This window comes from Paenarthrobacter sp. NCHU4564, assembly GCF_052156435.1.
Lineage (GTDB): Bacteria > Actinomycetota > Actinomycetes > Actinomycetales > Micrococcaceae > Arthrobacter.
In genome coordinates, this window is the sequence record NZ_JBQLIS010000007.1 from 127,052 (window position 1) to 145,502 (window position 18,451).

Below are 18,451 nucleotides of genomic sequence, written 5' to 3' on the forward strand. Positions count from 1 at the left end.
CATGGGAGCCGCGGCCGGGGCGGGTAAACTCGGACGGGATCGTCTTTGCAGAGATCCCTCGAAAATTCATGCTGAAAGGAATGCTGTGCTGCGCACACATGACCTCGGATCACTTCGCTCCGAGCACATTGGACAGACCGTTACCCTGGCCGGCTGGGTGGGCCGCCGCCGTGATCACGGTGGCGTGGCATTCGTCGACCTGCGTGACGCGTCCGGTGTCGCACAGGTGGTCGTCCGTGAGGAAGAGGTCTTCCACGGCCTGCGGAACGAATACGTCCTGCAGGTAACGGGAACTGTCAACAAGCGCCCCGAAGGCAATGAGAATCCTGCGCTGGCCACGGGCGACATCGAGGTCATCGCGGACAAGGTGGTCATTCTCAACACGTCCGATCCGCTGCCGTTCCAGATCGACGAGCACGTGGAGGTGGGGGAGGAAGCGCGCCTCAAGCACCGTTACCTTGACCTGCGACGCCCGGGCCCGGCCCGTAACATCCGCCTTCGCTCCGAGGCCAACCGCGTGGCCCGCGACCTGCTGCACCAGCGTGGCTACGTCGAGATCGAAACACCCACGCTGACGCGGTCCACACCGGAAGGCGCCCGTGACTTCCTGGTCCCGGCACGCCTGGCCCCCGGTTCCTGGTACGCGCTGCCGCAGTCGCCGCAGCTCTTCAAGCAGCTTCTCCAGGTCGGCGGCTTCGAGAAGTACTACCAGATTGCCCGCTGTTACCGCGATGAAGACTTCCGCGCAGACCGCCAGCCCGAGTTCACTCAGTTGGATATTGAAGCCAGCTTCGTGGACCAGGACGACATCATTGAACTGGGTGAAGCGATCGTCAAGGCTCTGTGGCAGCTGATTGACGTCGAGGTTCCGACGCCGATCCGCCGCATGACCTACTTGGACGCCATGGCCAAGTACGGTTCGGACAAGCCGGACCTGCGGTTCGGCCTGGAGCTGACGGAACTGACGGAGTTCTTCAAGGACACCAACTTCGGCGTTTTCAAGGCCCCCTACGTTGGCGCGGTTGTCATGCCCGGCGGTGCTTCCCAGGCCCGCCGCGCCCTTGACGCCTGGCAGGAATGGGCCAAGCAGCGTGGCGCCAAGGGGCTGGCGTACGTCCTGTACAAGGAGGACGGCGAACTTGCAGGCCCTGTCGCCAAGAACCTCACGGAACAGGAACGTGCCGGACTGGCCGACGCTGTCGGTGCCAAGCCCGGTGACTGCATCTTCTTCGCCGCCGGCGAGAAGAACGCCTCCCGTTCGCTGCTGGGTGCTGCCCGTGTAGAGATCGGTCACCGCACTGGCCTGATCGATCCCAAGGACTGGGCTTTCGTTTGGATTGTCGACGCTCCAATGTTCGAGCCCGCCGCCGCTGCCGTGGCGTCCGGCGATGTAGCGGTTGGTTCGGGCCAGTGGACTGCCGTGCACCACGCCTTCACCTCGCCCAAGCCTGAATTCCTGGACACGTTCGACCAGGATCCGGAGTCTGCGTTGTCCTATGCCTATGACATCGTGTGCAACGGCAATGAAATCGGTGGTGGTTCAATCCGTATCCACCAGCGTGACGTGCAGGAGCGTGTCTTCCAGCTCATGGGCCTGGACAAGGAAGATGCCCGGACCAAGTTCGGCTTCCTGCTTGAAGGCTTCAAGTACGGCGCACCTCCACATGGCGGCATCGCGCTTGGCTGGGACCGCGTGGTCTCGTTGCTTGCGGGCGTGGACTCCATCCGGGATGTCATCGCCTTCCCGAAGTCCGGCGGTGGTTTCGATCCGCTGACGGCTGCGCCGGCTCCCATTACTCCGCAGCAGCGCAAGGAAGCCGGTGTCGACTTCAAGCCGGAAGCCAAGCCGGCCGTCAAGCCAGAGTCCGAGTAAGTGCGTTACCGAAGGCCCTCCGCGTCAAGCGGAGGGCCTTCGGTCTTTGGGAAAGGAGGGGTCCGGGTGGACCGGCAGTTGTTGGAGGGCCTGATGGACCGGGCCTGGCCTGCATGTGACCGGGAGGACACGGGAACCTGGGTCCTGCGGGCTTCCCATGGTGTCACCCAACGGGCAAATTCGGTGTGGCCCAGGGATCCTTCCGGAGCTGATGGGGATGTTTCCGCGGCCGTCAGGGCAGCCTCTGAGTGGTACCGGCGCCGGCGGTTGCCCCTGATCTTCCAAGTGTTCGACGACGCCCGGAGCGCGGACTTGAACGCCGTGCTGGACCGCGCGCGGTTCACGCGCCAGTCCGAGACCCTGATCATGGTCCGGGGGACCCGGGACCTGCAAGGGGCGCCACCGGTCACGCCAGTGGAACTGGCACCGGAACCGTCCAAGGAGTGGCTTCACCTGTGGTGGTCAATCGACGGCCGCGGCGGCGACCGTGAGCTTGAAACCGCACGGGCGATCCTTTCCGGCTGTCCGTCCGTGTACGCGCTGGTGAGGGACGACGACGGGCAACCGGCCGCCGTCGGGCGTCTTGCCCTGGCAGCTGGCTGGGGTGGCATCTACAGCATGGCGACGTCGGCCGCGCACCGGAGGCAGGGATATGCTTCCCGGGTGTTGGCGGCCTTGCTCACTGAAGGCCGTCGCTTGGACCTTCAGGGCTTCTGGCTGCTTGTCACGGCCGCAAACCACGGCGCGCAGGGGCTGTACCGGAGGGCCGGTTTCACCGATTCCGGCAGCTACGTCTACCGTCAGGCACCGCTGCAAAGGGCGTTGTCGGGTTGTTAGTGGTTACGTAGCCGCTACGCAGGTGCGTCGGTGACGGTGATGCGGACAGCGCAGGCGTCGGCGGCGGCCTTGGCCAGGACGGCAGTTTTGGGCTCCTGAACGTCAAGCAACGCAAGCCGGGGCCGCCTGGCCATGGAACGCATCGCCGGATGGTCCAAAACCTGCTCCACCAAGGCACGGTCACCGCCTGGCACGATGTATTCGACGGTGTGGGCCGCGAAGATCCTGGCAGCATGTTCGGCCGCAGTGTCCACCAGGGCATCGGCCTGGTGTGTGCGCCTCCTGGCGAAACGTTGCTGGGATTGGCCTCCCGCCGCGGACCGGGACTGGACGTAGCGGTTGCCGCTCTTGGATTCCAGCACCGTCGATCCTGTGGCTGCTGCCACTGCATACCCGCCGCGGCGGACCAGGAGGATCCCCAGCCCACGCTCCTGCCTGGCCGCGGAGGCCAGGCGGTCAAGGCTGGTCTTGCCGCGGCCGGGCCTGCCATCCTCGGGCCATGGTGCCCGCAGCGCGGCAGTCGCGCCGTCGTTGGCGCAGAGAAGCAGCGCGCCGTCCCCTGTCCACTGCTCTTCGGACAGCCCCCCGTGACTTGTCGCAAAGCGTTCCACCCAGCCATGCAGGCGGGAGGCCGCCACCAGGGCGTTGCGGCTGCCCGGTTTGGCGGCCCTCCGCTGCGGATTGGTGGTGGGGCGGTCCACGGCAATGCCTCCTTTGTTGAATCTATGAGTAGCCTATCCATGTGGAAGATCTCTTTGGTGCCGGGGCAGTCGACGACGAGTCGGAGGAGGTAAATGCTCCGGATGCCGGTGCGGACGCTGCGTGGCTGGCGTCCCAGCGCAGTCCCTTGGCAGTACGCATGCGTCCGCGCACCCTCGACGACGTGGTGGGCCAGCAGCATCTGCTCGGTTACGGGTCTCCGTTGCGCCAACTGGCTGCGGGGGTCGAGGCCGCGGGGCCTGCCGGGCCGAGTTCGGTCATTCTGTGGGGCCCTCCGGGGACCGGCAAGACGACGCTCGCGCACGTGATTGCCCGCGGGCCGGGGCGGAAGTTCGTTGAGTTGTCCGCCATTACTGCCGGCGTGAAGGACGTCCGCCGCGTGATGGACGAGGCCCTGACCGCGAGGGACCTCTACAAGAAGACCACCGTGCTGTTCCTCGACGAGATCCACCGGTTCAACAAAGCACAGCAGGATGCTTTGTTGCCCGGGGTGGAGAACCGTTGGGTCGTCCTTGTTGCAGCGACCACGGAAAACCCCTCCTTTTCGGTGGTTTCGCCCTTGCTGTCGCGGTCCTTGCTCTTGACGCTGAAGCCGCTGACAGACGACGACATCGCCGGTCTGCTGCAGCGTGCCGTTGCCGATACCCGGGGGCTCGCCGGGAGGGTGGAACTCGCCCCGGAGGCCTTGGACCACCTGGTGCGGCTCTCCGGCGGCGATGCCCGCCGGGCGCTGACGGCACTGGAAGCGGCCGCGGGTGTCGCTTTCGGCGACAGCACCGCCGTCGAAACCGAAGGCAACGTTACCGACGACGGCGAGCCCGGCCTTGCGGACGACGGCGCACCGGACGCTCCGGTACTGGTGGAACTGCGGCACACCGAAAGGGCCCTTGACGCTGCCGCGGTCCGGTACGACCGCGCCGGCGACCAGCATTACGACGTGGCCAGCGCCTTCATCAAATCCATCAGGGGCTCGGACGTGGACGCGTCCCTGCATTACCTGGCGCGGATGCTGGAGGCGGGGGAGGACCCGCGGTTCGTGGCCCGGCGGATTGTCATCTCGGCAGCCGAAGACATCGGAATGGCCGACCCTACGGCCTTGCAGACAGCCGTGGCGGCAGCACAGGCAGTGCAGTTGATCGGCATGCCGGAAGGGCGGATCATCCTGGCCGAGGCTGTGGTCCATCTGGCTACAGCCCCCAAGTCGAACGCGGCCTACATGGGCATCAACAGCGCCATCGCCGACGTGCGGGCAGGGTACGGCGGGAGCATTCCGATGCATTTGCGTGACTCCCACTATCCGGGGGCCAAGCAGTTGGGCCACGGAAAGAGCTACAAATACGCCCACGACGAGCCGCACGGTGTGGCCACGCAGCAGTACCCGCCGGATGACCTGGTCGGCAAGGACTACTACCTGCCCACGGGCAACGGCGCGGAGCGTGACATCGCCCCCCGGTTGGAACGCCTCCGCAGGATTGTGCGGGGGCAGTAGGGTACCGGCTTGCTCCAGCACGCCGGTGCGGCATGGTCCCGTGCTAAGATGGTTCCTTGTCTGGCATGACCCGACGCACCCTCCCTTAAAGGTTTTCCTTCATGGGCCATGCGCCGGGCCAGTAGCAAGTGGCAGCGGTTGGCCGATGCTCTCCCTGATGGAGGCCAGTAAAACTGACACACCGCAGTAATTTGGAAGGACACAAGTGGCTAACAACACTCGTGCTCGCCGTACCGCACGCCTTTCGCGTGCACTCGGCATTGCTCTGACTCCCAAGGCCGCCAAGTACATGGAGCGCCGCCCGTACGGCCCCGGTGAGCATGGCCGTGCCCGCAAGAAGCAGGACTCCGACTACGCCGTTCGTCTGCGCGAAAAGCAGCGTCTGCGCGCCCAGTACGGCATCCGCGAAGCCCAGATGACCCGTGCCTTCGAAGAAGCACGCCGCACCAAGGGCCTGACCGGTGAAAACCTGGTTGAACTGCTCGAAATGCGTCTGGACGCCCTGGTTCTCCGTGCAGGCTTTGCCCGCACCATCGCCCAGGCCCGCCAGCTGGTTGTGCACCGCCACATCCTGGTTGACGGTGTCCGCGTGGACCGCCCGTCCTTCCGCGTCGGCGAAGGCCAGCTCATCCACGTCCACAGCCGTTCCGAGGTCATGGCACCGTTCCAGGCAGCAGCTGCCGGTGCACACGTCCTCGCCACCACCCCGCCGTACCTGGACGTCAAGATCGACGCCCTGCAGGCAAAGCTGGTTCGCCGCCCGAAGCGCTCCGAGGTCCCCGTGATCTGCGAAGAGCAGCTCGTCGTCGAATTCTACGCACGCTAAATCTCAGCAGCGTTACAAGAAGCCCGTGGCACCTGCCACGGGCTTCTTTGTTTCCCGATAAGGTACTTGGGGAGGCCTTGGCCGCTGCCGGAAAAGCAGTGCGTGCAAGGCGCCGAATCAACCCTAGGAGATGAGTCTTATGTCCGGTGGCGACATCGCAGGCCTGATCGCAGCAGGAGTGTTCGCACTCCTGGTCCTGCTGCTGGCCGTGCCGATCCTGAAGCTTGGCGGGGTGTTCGATGAAGTGCGGACCACCATCAAGTCCCTCAGCGACGGCGCCACGCCCCTCATGGACGAGGTCACGGCAACGGTCTCCACCACCAACCAGCAATTGAAGAAGGTGGACGGCATCGCGTCCAACGTCTCAGACGCGTCGGCCAACATTTCGGCTTTGTCTTCCCTGGTGGCCGCGACGGTGGGATCTCCGCTGATCAAGGTGGCGGCCTTCAGCTATGGCGTACGTTCGGCCTTCGCAGGCCACCGCGCCCCCTCATCCGGCCGCCGCAGCCGCTGACTTACTGGAGAAGCCCGTTATGAAGAGAATTGTATGGATGGGAATCGGCGTGGCCATCGGGGTCATCGCGTTCCGCAAATTCACCGAGGCGCAGGCGAACATCGGACCTGACGGCCTGAACCGTGCTGTAGGGCGCCTCGCTGACGGCCTCTTCGATTTTGCCGATGCCGTCCGTGCCGGGATGCACGAGCGCGAGGCCGACCTGCGCTCCGCGCTGGGCGTCGAGGCCCCCGATGCCGGTCGGAAATAGCGGACCAGGTTCGCCCCCGTGCCCGTGACAGGGCAGAATAGAAAGCTGCGGAACGGCATCAGCAGGTTCCGTGCACACCGTGTGCAGTGAATTGGAAGGGTAAGTAATCAGCTAATGAAGTCGCAGGAGATCACCAAGCGCTGGGTGGACTTTTTTGTCAGCAAGGGCCACACCGCCGTCCCCTCCGCGTCGCTCGTTTCCAGCGACCCGTCGCTCCTTTTCACTGTGGCCGGCATGGTGCCGTTCATTCCGTACCTGACCGCGCGCGAAGAGCCGCCGTACAGCCGCGCCACGAGCGTCCAGAAGTGCATCCGCACAGGGGATATCGAGGAAGTCGGCAAGACCGCCCGGCACGGCACCTTCTTCCAGATGTGCGGCAACTTCTCCTTTGGGGACTACTTCAAGGAAGATGCCATCAAGTTCGCCTTCGAACTGCTGACCCGCAGCGTGGACGACGGCGGTTACGGACTTCCAGCCGAACGCCTCTGGGTGACGGTCTATGAGGAAGACGACGAAGCCAAGGAACTCTGGCTCAAGAACACCGGCATCCCCGAAGAGCGCATCCAGCGCATGGGCAAGTCGGACAACTACTGGCACACCGGCCAGCCGGGTCCGGCCGGGCCTTGCTCGGAGATCTACTATGACCGCGGTCCGGCGTACGGTATCGAGGGCGGTCCCCTTGCCGACGAAACCCGCTACATCGAGATCTGGAACCTTGTGTTCATGCAGTACCAGATCGAGAACGTCCGGTCCAAGGTGGACTTCGACATCGTGGGTGAGCTGCCCAACAAGAACATCGACACCGGCCTCGGCATGGAGCGCCTGGCGATGATCCTCCAGGGTGTGGAAAACATGTACGAGACCGACCAGGTCCGTCCAGTGATCGACAGAGCCGCGGAGCTGTCCGGCAAGGAATACACGTCCGCGGAGTCCGACGACGACCCCCACCACACGGACGACGTGCGGATGCGCGTGGTGGCCGACCACATCCGGTCCGCACTCATGCTGATTGCCGACGGCGTGGCCCCCTCCAACGAAGGCCGGGGTTACGTCCTTCGCCGCCTGATCCGCCGCGCTGTCAGAGCGATGCGGCTGCTTGGCGTGGAAAAGGCCTGCCTGCCTGATCTGCTGCCCGTGTCCCGTGACGCCATGAAGGGTGTCTACCCGGTGGTGGAGACAGACTTCGCCCGGATCAGCCGGATCGCCTATGCCGAAGAGAAGGCATTCCTCCGGACCATCGCCTCCGGCACTGCCCGCCTGGAGGACGCTGTGGCGGAATCCAAGGCAGCCGGTGTTCCGCTGTCCGGCGCGGATGCCTTCACTCTTCACGACACCTACGGCTTCCCCATCGACCTCACGCTGGAGATGGCCGAAGAGGCCGGCCTGAAGGTTGACGAGGCGGGTTTCCGTGCCCTCATGCAGGAACAGCGCCAGCGCGCCCAGGCAGACGCCAAAGGCAAGAAGGGCGGCCATGCGGACGTCACGGCCTACCAGGAACTGCTGGGCGACGGGGAGACTGTGTTCACCGGCTACGACGAGCTCGAAGGGGAGTCCCGGGTCCGCGGGATCGTCAGCGGCGGCCACCGGGTTGCCCACGCCTCTACAGGTTACGAAATCGAAATCGTCCTGAACGAAACCCCCTTCTACGCCGAAGCCGGTGGCCAGTCCGCCGACACCGGGCTCATCACCGGTGACGGATTCGTCGTCGAGGTCCTGGACGTTCAGCGTCCCCTCAAGGGACTGAGCGTGCACAAGGCGATCGTCCGTGAAGGCGAGATTGCTTCCGACGCTTTGGTGCGCGCCGCCGTCGACCGTGAACGGCGCCATGCTGCCGAGCAGGCGCATACCGGCACGCATATCGTGCACGCCGCACTGCACCAGATCCTCGGACCGGAGGCAACGCAGAGGGGCTCCTTCAACAAGGCCGGCTACCTGCGCTTCGACTTCGCCTGGGGTGAGGGGTTGAGCTCCGCCACCCGTTCGGAGATCGAGGAAGTCTCCAACATCGCCATCCGCAACAACTTCCGGGTAGACACCAAGGTCATGGGACTCGCCGAAGCGAAGGCCCTGGGCGCCATGGCACTGTTCGGCGAGAACTACGGCAGCGAAGTGCGCGTCGTGGAGATCGACGGCGCGTGGTCCCGTGAACTGTGCGGCGGAACCCACGTGGCCAATACCTCGCTGATTGGCAGCCTGTCGCTGCTCGGCGAGCAGTCCGTTGGCTCGGGCAACCGGCGCGTGGAAGCCTTTGTCGGCCTCGACGCATTCCGGCACCTGGCCGCCGAACGGGCGCTCGTGACCGAGTTGACCGAGATGCTGAAGGTCCCCTCGGGCCAGCTGGCCGACCGCATTTCCAGCACCTTGAACAAGCTCAAGGCTGCTGAGAAGGAACTCGACCGCCTCCGCAAGGAACAGCTCGCCGCCGCAGCAGCGAACCTGGTGGGCACGGCCCGCGATGCTGGAGGCGTGCGCGTCATAGCCCACGACGCCGGCCAGGTGGGTGGCGCAGACGACCTCCGCAACCTTGCCCTGGACCTGCGCAACCGCCTCGGCTCGGAAGCTGCCACAGTCGCCGTGGCAGGTGTCAGCAATGAGCGGCCGATCATCCTCATCGCCACCAACGACGCTGCGCGCGGTATGGGCGTCAAGGCAGGCGCCCTCGTCCGCCTGGCTGCCGGCATCCTCGGCGGTGGTGGCGGCGGGAAGGACGACGTCGCCCAGGGTGGCGGTACGGACGCTGGGAAGGTCGCCGAGGCCCTCACAGCGGTAGTGGACGCGATCGCCAAGCGCTGACGGTGGCTTCGGAAACAAACAGCGGCGTCTACCCCCAGGGAATTAAACTGGGGGTAGACGTTGGCACGGTCCGCGTGGGCCTGGCCGTCTGCGACCCGGACGGCATCCTTGCCACGCCACTGAAAACGCTCGGCAGGAACCCCAAAAAGAACTCCGATGTCCGCGCCTTGGCGAAACTGGTCCTGGAGCTCGGGGTTGTGCAGGTCTTCGTGGGCTTGCCACGCACCATGAAGGGTGAAGAGCGCGCCTCCGCGCAGATGGCAGGAGAGTACGCCCGGCTCCTGGCGGCGGAGCTGGCCGCCAAGGGCGTGGACGTTCCCGTCAACCTCGTGGACGAGCGGCTTTCCACCGTTTCGGCGCACCGCAACCTCCGCGAAGCTGGCATGAGCAGCAAGAACCACCGTAAAGTGGTTGATCAGGTTGCTGCTGCTGGAATACTGCAGCAAGCGATCGACATGCAAAAAGCCAGAGGAACGGACGCAGGCCGCCGCGTGCAGGCACCGGCGCCGTCCGGGATGCCAAGCAGTGCCCCAACGCTGCAGGACGCCTCTGGCAGTGAACCAGATTCTTCTACGAGGGGACTGCAACTGTGAGCCCGGTCAACAACGACCCCTCCGGTGGAACCGCTGGAGGCGGTATGCCGCTGACCCGCAAAGAGCTGCGGGCGCGCGAGCGGTTCCTCGCCACACAGAACCAGAACGTCGTACCCGTTCCTGAGGCCACCCCCGGTGAGACGCCTCCCGCGCCCGACGCCGGGCCGGCGCTGCCCCGTCCTGTGCCGGCCGTGCCCGCGGCGCCTGTCCAGGCACCGTCAGTGCCTGTCCCGCCTGTTCCCGCAGCGGCCCCCTCCGTGGTGCCGGACGCCGGTTCGACGACGCAAAAGCAGGAGCATGCTCCAGCAGACTCAGGCAATCCCGCCACGCCCGAACCGGCAGAGGCTGCGGAAACAGCAAAAGCCAGGGAAGATGCAGCAACACCGGATGAGCCGATCGCTCCTGCCACTGCCGCCGTCCCCGTCCTTGCCGGGCATGGCCACGCAGACCACGGACACCACCAATCCTTCGCTGATGCCGGTGATTCCCACGCAGGCCTGGTGCAGCACCACGATGACCACCATGACGACCACCTTGGTTATGACGGGCATCCCCACCACGAGGACGACCACACGGAATTCCATGACGGGCCCCACCCGCTGCTGGCCGGGCCTGAATCGAAGGCCGCCAAGGCGGCCGCGCGGAAGGCGAGGCGCCGCCGTCGTGTGCTTGCATTGCTGATCACGCTGGGTGTTTTTGTTGCCGCGGTAGCGGTGGGTGCGCAATTCCTCAAACCGTTGCTGGGTATGGATAAAGTCAGCGATTACCCGGGCCCGGGCAGCGGTTCGGTGAGTATCACGGTTCCCGAAGGTACCGGTCCCAAGGCTGTGGCAACGGCGCTGGTGGACAACAAGGTCGTCGCCGATGCCGATTCCTTCGTCAAGGAGTTCCTCAGCCAGGGCGGTGAACTGTCGCCCGGCGAGTTCACCTTCAAGAAGGAAATGAAGAACTCGGATGCGGTGGCCGTCCTGGTCAATAAGGATGCATCCAAGGTCATTTACTTCGCCCTGAGCGCAGGGCTGCGCATCAACGAATCACTGGATGCGATTTCCAAGGGCTCAGGCATCCCGATGGCCCAGTTGAACAGCTTCAACCAGAACCCGGCCCAATTCGGGGTTCCCTCCAAGGCCAAGAACCTTGAAGGCTTCCTGGCGCCCGGTGAGTACCGCTTCCCCCTGGGTACCTCCGGCCAGGACATTATCCAGAAGCTGGTGACCACCACCCTGGATGAACTCAAGGCCCAAGGCATCACTGATCCTGCAAAACAGTACGACACCGTCACCATTGCCAGCATCGTTCAGGCAGAGGGTGGCCAGGCGGACTACGGCAACGTGGCCGGTGCCATCTACAACCGGCTCAAGCCCAACAACACCGAAACCAACGGGCTGATCCAGTCCGATGCCACGGTGACGTACGGGTTGGGGAAGAAGTCCTTCCACCTCACGGAGGAAGAGAAGGCCGACAAGTCCAACACCTACAACACCTACGCCAACGTCGGCCTCCCCGCCGGACCCATTGGCTCACCGGGCAAGACAGCCATCGACGCCGCAGCCAAGCCGACGCAAAACGACTATCTGTACTGGGTCACCATCAACCTGGACACCAAGGAGACCAAGTTCTCCAAGACGCTGGCTGAGCACAGCACCTACGTGGAGCAGTACAACGCCTGGTGCCAGGCCAATGCAGGGCGGTGCGTGTGAGCCGCCGCGCGGCGGTCCTGGGGCATCCCATCTCGCACTCGAAGTCTCCTGCGATGCACACCGCCGCGTATGCCAAGCTCGGCGTGGACATCCAGTACACAGCGATCGATGTCACGGTTGGCACGCTGCCGGCCTTCATGGAGGCCGTGCGCGCCGATGGCAGCTGGTGCGGCCTGTCCGTCACCATGCCCCTGAAGTCCGCCATGGTGGCTGAGGTTGACGAAGTCCGTGGCGCCGCCGAACCACTGGGTGTCATCAATACCGTGGCCTTTGAAGGGCAGCAGGGCGCTGTGCGCCGGGTGGGTTACAACACCGATGTGGCCGGTATCGTCGAAGCCGTCCGGTACGCGGGCCTTGATTCCACTCCTGCGGCAGCGATTCTTGGTGGCGGAGGTACGTCGGCTGCTGCACTGGCTGCCGCGGCCGCCCTCGGTGCGCGCCGCGCTGACGTTTTCGTCCGGGATACGGCCCGCGCCGCTGAAGCCACAGCTGCCGCTGCCGCCGTCGGGATTGACCTGCAGGTTCGCCCGCTGGGGGAGGCGGCCCGGACGATTGCCGGTTCCGACCTCGTGATCTCCACTTTCCCGCCCCGTGCCGCCGATGCCCTGGCCGATGAACTGGAGTCGATCCCCGTTTCCGGCACCGGTGGCGTCCTCTTGGACGTTGCGTACGATCCTTGGCCAAGCCGGATTGCCGATGTCTGGGCAGGACGCGGTGGGGCGGTGGTTCCCGGCCTTGAAATGCTGATGTACCAGGCTGCCGAACAGATCCGCCTCTTTACTGGCTGTGACGTGGATGCCGCCGTCATAGATGTGATGTGCGACTCAGTCGGGCTTCCCCGACGGGTCTTCTAGAAGCCTTACATGGCAGGATTGGTTATATGTTGCGTTGGTTGACAGCCGGTGAATCCCACGGTCCGGCACTGGTTGGAATACTTGAAGGCGTGCCCGCCGGTGTTGAACTCACCACCGGGCAGATCCGCGACGCCCTGGCGCGCCGGCGCCTGGGCTATGGCCGTGGAGCCCGCATGAAGTTCGAGCAGGACCAGGTCACCATCCTTGGGGGTGTGCGCCACGGAATCACCCAGGGTGGACCCGTTGCCATCCAGGTGGGCAATACCGAATGGCCTAAGTGGGAGCAGATCATGGCCGCCGATCCGGTGGACGAGGAGCTGCTGGCTGACCAGGCCCGCAATGCCCCGCTCACCCGGCCGCGTCCCGGCCATGCTGACTTCACCGGCATGCAGAAATACGGCTTTGATGAGGCGCGCCCCGTTCTCGAGCGGGCAAGCGCGCGTGAAACGGCCACCCGCGTTGCCCTTGGCACCGTTGCCGCGCAGCTCCTTAGGCACTTGGGTGTGGAACTCGTGAGCCACACCGTCTCCATTGCCAGCGTGTCCGTGCCGGAGGGTCGTCCGCTGCCGGGTCCCGCCGATGTAATCGCCCTCGATGCAGACCCGCTGCGTTGCTTTGACCGCGAAACATCCGATGCCATGGTGGCCGAAGTTGACGCGGCCCACAAAGAAGGTGAAACCCTGGGCGGGGTCGTCGAGGTGCTCGCGTACGGGCTTCCTCCCGGCCTTGGCAGCTACGTCCATTGGGACCGCCGCCTTGACTCACGGCTTGCCGCGGCACTCATGGGCATCCAGGCCATCAAGGGCGTGGAGGTCGGCGACGGATTCCTGACCGCGGCACGCCGCGGGTCGGCTGCCCATGACGAGATCGTCAAGGACGAAGACGGCCGGATCATCCGCAGGACCAACCGCGCCGGTGGTATCGAAGGCGGCATGAGCATTGGTGAGGTGCTCCGCGTCCGTGCCGCCATGAAGCCCATCGCCACGGTGCCACGGGCCCTGCAGACGATCGACGTCAGCACGGGCGAACCTGCCAAAGCCCACCACCAGCGTTCGGATGTCTGTGCCGTTCCGGCAGCGGGCGTTGTTGCAGAAGCCATGGTTGCCTTGGTCCTGGCCGAAGCGATCACCGAAAAATTTGGCGGCGACTCCGTCCAGGAAACTGCACGGAACCTGCAAACCTATCTGGACAACATCCCGGCTGCTTTGGACACGGTCGGCCGGTAGTGGCCCGCGCAGACATGGGCGGCCTGCCGGGCCGTCCCGTTGTGCTTGTCGGGCCGATGGCAGTGGGCAAGTCCGCCATTGGCCAGCAGCTGTCGCAGCAACTCGGCCTGGCATTCGTTGATACGGATGCCATGGTCGTGGCAGCGCACGGCAGTATCGCCGATATCTTCGCCGGCAGGGGAGAGCATGCTTTCCGGGAAATCGAAGCGAGGGCAGTGGCCCAGGCCATTGAGGCAGCAAGGACCCAGGCCAGCGTGATCTCGCTGGGCGGGGGCGCCGTACTGGACTCCGGCACCCAGCAGTTGCTGGGGGAGTGCACCGTGGTTTACCTCGAATGTGATGCCGGGACCGTGGCTGAACGCATTGCCCGGAACACCGGCAGGCCGTTGCTGCAGGGCGACGCAATGTCCCGCTGGGAGACCTTGTTCGCCGCCAGGCGACCCATCTACGAACGTCTGGCTGACATTGTCCTGGACGTGCGGTCCGGGTCTGTGGCAGAAATCGGGCTCCTCCTGGAGGAGCGGCTGCGCGAGCATGCAGCCCTGAAAGAGGAAGTTGAAAAGTGAGCACCGAAGCAACTGTCATCAAGGTGACCGGGCAGTCCGCTGCTGAAAACTACGACGTCGTGGTGGGACGGGGTCTTCTCGAGAGCCTCCCGGCCCGGCTGGGTGAGCGGGTCCGCCGGGTCCTGGTGATCCATCCCCGTGCCCTGCGGTTGACCGGCGACACCGTCCGGGATGAGCTCGAAACGGCCGGTTTCACGGCCCTGACGGCGGAAATTCCCGACGCCGAAGAAGGCAAGCACATCCAGGTCGCCGCCTTCTGTTGGCAGGTCCTGGGCCAGAACGACTTCACCCGGTCCGACGCCATTGTGGCCGTTGGCGGTGGTGCCGTGACCGACCTCGCCGGATTCGTCGCCGCCACCTGGCTCCGGGGAGTCAAGGTCATCCATATGCCCACCAGCCTCCTGGGCATGGTTGATGCGTCAGTGGGCGGCAAGACAGGCATCAACACTGCCGAGGGCAAGAACCTCGTGGGCGCCTTCCACCCGCCGGCAGCGGTGCTCGCGGACCTGGATACCTTGCAGACCCTGCCCCGGAACGAACTCGTTTCCGGCATGGCCGAAGTCATCAAGTGCGGATTCATCGCCGATCCGGCCATCCTGGACCTGATCGAGAAGAACACCGACGCTGTTACGGATCCCGGTTCCGCTGTGGTGCGGGAACTCATCGAACGCGCCATCAGCGTCAAAGCCAACGTAGTCTCCCAGGACCTCAAGGAATCCGGGCTCAGGGAGATCCTGAACTACGGTCACACGCTGGGCCACGCGATCGAGTTGGTGGAGCGATACTCCTGGCGCCATGGCGCGGCAATCTCGGTGGGCATGATGTTTGCGGCAGAGCTCTCACGCAGCGTTGGACGCCTCGCGGACGCCGACGCCGACCGGCACCGGGCAATCCTTGAAAGCCTTGGACTTCCCACTACCTACCGCAATGACCGTTGGCAGGGGCTGCTTGACGGCATGCGCAGGGACAAGAAATCCAGGGGCGACCTGCTGCGCTTCGTCGTCCTGGACGGAATTGCCAAGCCGGGCATCCTCGATGTGCCGGATACCTCATTGCTGTTCGCCGCTTACCAGGAGATCGCATCATGACGGCCACCATGACCGAAGGCATCAGCGACTGGCCAACTGCGGGTTTCCCGGGCGTGCGCATGAACCCGGATACCCTCCTTCCGGTCATCGTCAACGAAGACGCCATGGAGAACGCCCTGGAGGCATCGGAGGACCCCGCCGACCGCATCATGGCCCTTCTCCTGGACAACCAGCCCAAGGAGGCCGCGGAGCTCCTGGCCGAGGCACGCTATAAGGATCCGGAGTCGTTCCGGCTCAGGATTTTTGAGGCAGAGGTCCACCGGGCCACCAACCGTACTGACCGGGCGGTGCAGTTGTTCCGCCAGCTCCTGCAGGAGGTGCAGGGAAGCTCCAAGGAAGCAGTGGTCCACCAATACCTGGGTCGCGCCTACTTCGTCAGCGGGAACGCCCTGGCCGCCTCGGAAGAGTTCGCCAAGGCGCTCGACCTCCGGGTGGCCATGGCCGCCGATGCCGCTTTGATCTACTCCTCGGCAGTGGCTCTCCAGCGTGCCCGGAACGTCCTGGAACTGGCTTCCTGATCCCGGCTCCGGGACCGGGGACGGGCCACTGCCGGTTTGCCGGTAGAATGGTTGTTGGATTTTTGATAAAGACAGCCGGCCCGCCGGCTCGGCATACACGGCTGGACGCTGCACACCGCAGCCGGACCCAGTGAGAGAAACCAGAGGATACAAGTGGCAACCACAAACGACATCAAGAACGGCACCGTACTGAAGCTCGAAGGCCAGCTCTGGAACGTCCTTGAGTTCCAGCACGTCAAGCCGGGCAAGGGCGGAGCATTCGTTCGCACCAAGATGCGCAACGTCATGTCCGGCAAGGTTGTCGACAAGACCTTCAACGCCGGCCTGAAGATCGAAACCGCCACGGTGGACCGCCGCGACTACCAGTACCTGTACCAGGACGGCGAGGATTTCGTCTTCATGGACACCACGGACTACGACCAGATCCACGTCTCCGGTGCCACTGTTGGCGACGCAACCAACTTCATGCTTGAGAACCAGATGGTCAACATCGCGATCCACGAGGGCACTCCGCTCTACATCGAACTGCCGCCGAGCGTTGTCCTCGAAATCACCTACACTGAGCCGGGCCTGCAGGGCGACCGCTCTTCTGCCGGCACCAAGCCTGCAACCGTGGAGACCGGTTACGAAATCCAGGTGCCGCTCTTTGTCGAGCAGGGCACGAAGGTCAAGGTCGACACCCGCGACGGCAGCTACCTGGGCCGGGTCAACGACTAGTGAGTGCCCGCGGTAAGGCCCGTAACAGGGCCCTTGAAGTTCTTTTCGAAGCTGAACAGCGTTCGGTTTCGGCTTTCGATGCCCTGTCAGCCCGTCGTGAGAAGACTGACCTGGTCGTCAACCCCTACACGGTGGAAATCGTTGAGGGCGTAGTTTCCATGCAGCCCACCATCGATGAATTCCTGCAGACGTACGCCCAAGGGTGGACCCTGGAACGGATGCCGGCCGTGGACCGGATTATCCTGCGGATCGGGGCGTGGGAACTGCTGTACAACGACGACGTCCCGGATGGTGTTGCGGTGAGCGAGGCTGTGGCCCTGGCCAAGACGATGTCCACTGACGAATCACCCGCCTTCGTCAACGGACTGTTGGGCAGGTTGCAGAAGCTGAAGCCGTCGCTTCTGGCCTAGCGCGCAGATCGTGGAAATGCCCCCGGGAGCTTGACGTGTTCAAGTTCCCGGGGCATTTTCTGTCTCCGGGCCTACTGCAGTACTGCTGCTCGAAGGGCAGGGATGGTCCTGAGGTGTTCCAGCTCGTCATGCTGGTGATGCTGGACGTCCCGCCCGCTGAGGATCCGTTGGCGCGAAAAGGCCAGTGCCGTTGCCTCCTTGATGAGAGCACGCATCTGGGCAGCCCTGCCACGGGACCCCGCCCACCGGATAGCCTGGCGGCGGCCCGCGGACGTGGCCAGCATGTCGACCTCGGCGGGGGTGAACCACCCCGCACGGGCATATTCCATGAGCCGCTGGCGCGTGAGCTTCCCTTCCGCGACGCGCAGGAGGATGATTCCGACCGCGGCCAGGATGAAGATGGGCACCTGGACAACGAAGTACTCCACCAGGAAGTCCTGTCCCATGCTGTTCCAGCGGTTGTGGAGGAACATCGCGGGGAGCAGCCCAATGATGAAAGCAAGGACTGCGTAGCCCGCGTGCCACTTGCGTGCCGCGAATCCCATGACCAAGCCTGTGGTGCCCGTGAAGATGGCATGGGCGAACGGCGACATGAGGCCGCGAAGGATGAAGATCCGCACGAAGTCCGCCCCCGGATCCGTGGAAGAGGCAATCTCACGGCCGAAGTACAGGATGTTTTCCGTGAATGCGAAGCCCGCAGCGATGGTGAAGGCGAAAACCACGCCATCCACCGGTCCGTCAAAGTACTTTCGCGCGGCCAGCAGCAGCACCAGGAGGCCCAGCGATTTGGTGAATTCCTCAACAATCGGGGCTTGGACCGTGGCCATGAAATAGGTGAAGGCCTCCTCGCTGGTGGTCGGTGCGGCCACGGCGAACAGCGGTTGGATCAGCAGTGTGCCGGCGATGGAGACGGCGGCACCCCAGGTAAAGGCGAACCACAGCAGGCGTGGCGGTTCCGGTTCCCAGCGGTCTATGAGGCGGACCGTCAACAGGACCACACCCAGGGGGATCAAGGACGCGATGAATCCCACCACGAAGCCGGTGACACCGGTGTTCCCCAGCAGGAAAGGCACCACCAGCAACAGGCTGCCCATGACCAGTACGGCTCCTGTGAGCAGGAGGGGCAGCAGGCCCGGGGAGCGTCGTGGGCGGGACACCGGCGGGAGCATCCAGTCCTGCTGCGGGTGCCGGCCGGGGTTCCCCGGGGCGGGCTGGTAGTTCACTGGCTGGACGCGCCCGATCCACGTGGGATTCGTCGCCGGGTCCAAGGAGGGGCGATGGTAGGGGTTGTGGCCGCCGGGACTGCCAGGATGGTTGCTGCTCATGGATAAGACCCTATTCCACCGGCCGGAATGTGAGCTTAAACTCACCGGTGTCCTGCCTGGCCGGTGAGGCCGGGGCGAGGGCCTGTGGTAGTTTTGAAGCGCAAATATTCCTTTTTTAATTCCGTCCTGTGAGGCGGGGAAAGGGGAGACGA

Annotated in this window: 18 protein-coding genes; 16 read left to right on the forward strand and 2 right to left on the reverse strand. The window is 64.6% G+C overall.

Annotation, left to right across the window (positions count from 1 at the left end):
* Positions 1–85: 85 nt before the first annotated feature.
* A complete protein-coding gene (aspS, locus tag ACSVIE_RS09715) occupies positions 86–1,873 on the forward strand; it encodes an aspartate--tRNA ligase (RefSeq protein WP_426002848.1) in 1,788 nt (595 codons plus the stop codon).
* A 93-nt stretch (positions 1,874–1,966) separates the two neighbouring features.
* Positions 1,967–2,710 carry a GNAT family N-acetyltransferase gene (locus ACSVIE_RS09720; protein WP_442423714.1) on the forward strand — a complete coding sequence of 248 codons (744 nt, stop codon included), beginning with the start codon at positions 1,967–1,969 and terminating at the stop codon, positions 2,708–2,710.
* A gap of 14 nt (positions 2,711–2,724) precedes the next feature.
* Here the strand turns inward: ACSVIE_RS09720 and ACSVIE_RS09725 are convergent, their stop codons facing one another.
* Positions 2,725–3,411, reverse strand: coding sequence for an acVLRF1 family peptidyl-tRNA hydrolase (locus tag ACSVIE_RS09725; protein WP_442423672.1), 687 nt, complete (start codon positions 3,409–3,411; stop codon positions 2,725–2,727).
* A gap of 41 nt (positions 3,412–3,452) precedes the next feature.
* Between ACSVIE_RS09725 and ACSVIE_RS09730 the strand changes: the two genes are divergently transcribed.
* The 14 genes from ACSVIE_RS09730 (at position 3,453) to nusB (ending at position 16,974) form a co-directional block, all read left to right on the forward strand.
* Entirely contained in the window at positions 3,453–4,919 is a 1,467-nt protein-coding gene (locus ACSVIE_RS09730) for a replication-associated recombination protein A (RefSeq protein WP_442423673.1), read from the forward strand.
* A gap of 205 nt (positions 4,920–5,124) precedes the next feature.
* Positions 5,125–5,745, forward strand: coding sequence for a 30S ribosomal protein S4 (gene rpsD, locus ACSVIE_RS09735; protein ID WP_426002844.1), 621 nt, complete (start codon positions 5,125–5,127; stop codon positions 5,743–5,745).
* Positions 5,746–5,884: 139 nt separating this feature from the next.
* Positions 5,885–6,259: a DUF948 domain-containing protein gene (locus tag ACSVIE_RS09740; RefSeq protein ID WP_442423715.1), complete on the forward strand. Its 375-nt coding sequence runs from the start codon at positions 5,885–5,887 to the stop codon at positions 6,257–6,259.
* 19 nt (positions 6,260–6,278) lie between these two features.
* Positions 6,279–6,509, forward strand: a complete 231-nt coding sequence (locus tag ACSVIE_RS09745) for a DUF6167 family protein (protein ID WP_426002842.1) — start codon at positions 6,279–6,281, stop codon at positions 6,507–6,509.
* Between the two features lie 114 nt (positions 6,510–6,623).
* Positions 6,624–9,302 (forward strand): alanine--tRNA ligase, encoded by a 2,679-nt coding sequence (alaS, locus tag ACSVIE_RS09750; RefSeq protein ID WP_442423674.1) that lies wholly within the window; start codon positions 6,624–6,626, stop codon positions 9,300–9,302.
* A gap of 2 nt (positions 9,303–9,304) precedes the next feature.
* Complete coding sequence (gene ruvX / locus ACSVIE_RS09755; RefSeq protein WP_442423675.1) at positions 9,305–9,895, forward strand: Holliday junction resolvase RuvX; 591 nt, start codon at positions 9,305–9,307, stop codon at positions 9,893–9,895.
* Positions 9,892–11,595 carry an endolytic transglycosylase MltG gene (gene mltG / locus ACSVIE_RS09760; protein ID WP_442423676.1) on the forward strand — a complete coding sequence of 568 codons (1,704 nt, stop codon included), beginning with the start codon at positions 9,892–9,894 and terminating at the stop codon, positions 11,593–11,595. The genes ruvX and mltG overlap by 4 nt, the downstream gene beginning before the upstream one ends.
* Positions 11,592–12,449, forward strand: coding sequence for a shikimate dehydrogenase family protein (locus tag ACSVIE_RS09765; protein WP_426002837.1), 858 nt, complete (start codon positions 11,592–11,594; stop codon positions 12,447–12,449). The genes mltG and ACSVIE_RS09765 overlap by 4 nt, the downstream gene beginning before the upstream one ends.
* A gap of 26 nt (positions 12,450–12,475) precedes the next feature.
* Positions 12,476–13,675 (forward strand): chorismate synthase, encoded by a 1,200-nt coding sequence (gene aroC, locus ACSVIE_RS09770; RefSeq protein WP_426002835.1) that lies wholly within the window; start codon positions 12,476–12,478, stop codon positions 13,673–13,675.
* A gap of 14 nt (positions 13,676–13,689) precedes the next feature.
* Positions 13,690–14,241, forward strand: coding sequence for a shikimate kinase (locus ACSVIE_RS09775; protein ID WP_426007541.1), 552 nt, complete (start codon positions 13,690–13,692; stop codon positions 14,239–14,241).
* Positions 14,238–15,329, forward strand: coding sequence for a 3-dehydroquinate synthase (aroB, locus tag ACSVIE_RS09780; RefSeq protein WP_426002833.1), 1,092 nt, complete (start codon positions 14,238–14,240; stop codon positions 15,327–15,329). The genes ACSVIE_RS09775 and aroB overlap by 4 nt, the downstream gene beginning before the upstream one ends.
* A complete protein-coding gene (locus ACSVIE_RS09785) occupies positions 15,326–15,847 on the forward strand; it encodes a tetratricopeptide repeat protein (protein WP_442423677.1) in 522 nt (173 codons plus the stop codon). The genes aroB and ACSVIE_RS09785 overlap by 4 nt, the downstream gene beginning before the upstream one ends.
* A gap of 153 nt (positions 15,848–16,000) precedes the next feature.
* Positions 16,001–16,564, forward strand: a complete 564-nt coding sequence (gene efp, locus ACSVIE_RS09790; protein ID WP_364157627.1) for an elongation factor P — start codon at positions 16,001–16,003, stop codon at positions 16,562–16,564.
* Positions 16,564–16,974, forward strand: a complete 411-nt coding sequence (gene nusB / locus ACSVIE_RS09795) for a transcription antitermination factor NusB (RefSeq protein ID WP_426002830.1) — start codon at positions 16,564–16,566, stop codon at positions 16,972–16,974. The genes efp and nusB overlap by 1 nt, the downstream gene beginning before the upstream one ends.
* A gap of 71 nt (positions 16,975–17,045) precedes the next feature.
* Here nusB and ACSVIE_RS09800 read toward each other — a convergent pair whose 3' ends face one another.
* A complete protein-coding gene (locus tag ACSVIE_RS09800; protein WP_426002829.1) occupies positions 17,046–18,299 on the reverse strand; it encodes a PrsW family intramembrane metalloprotease in 1,254 nt (417 codons plus the stop codon).
* Positions 18,300–18,451: the final 152 nt, after the last annotated feature.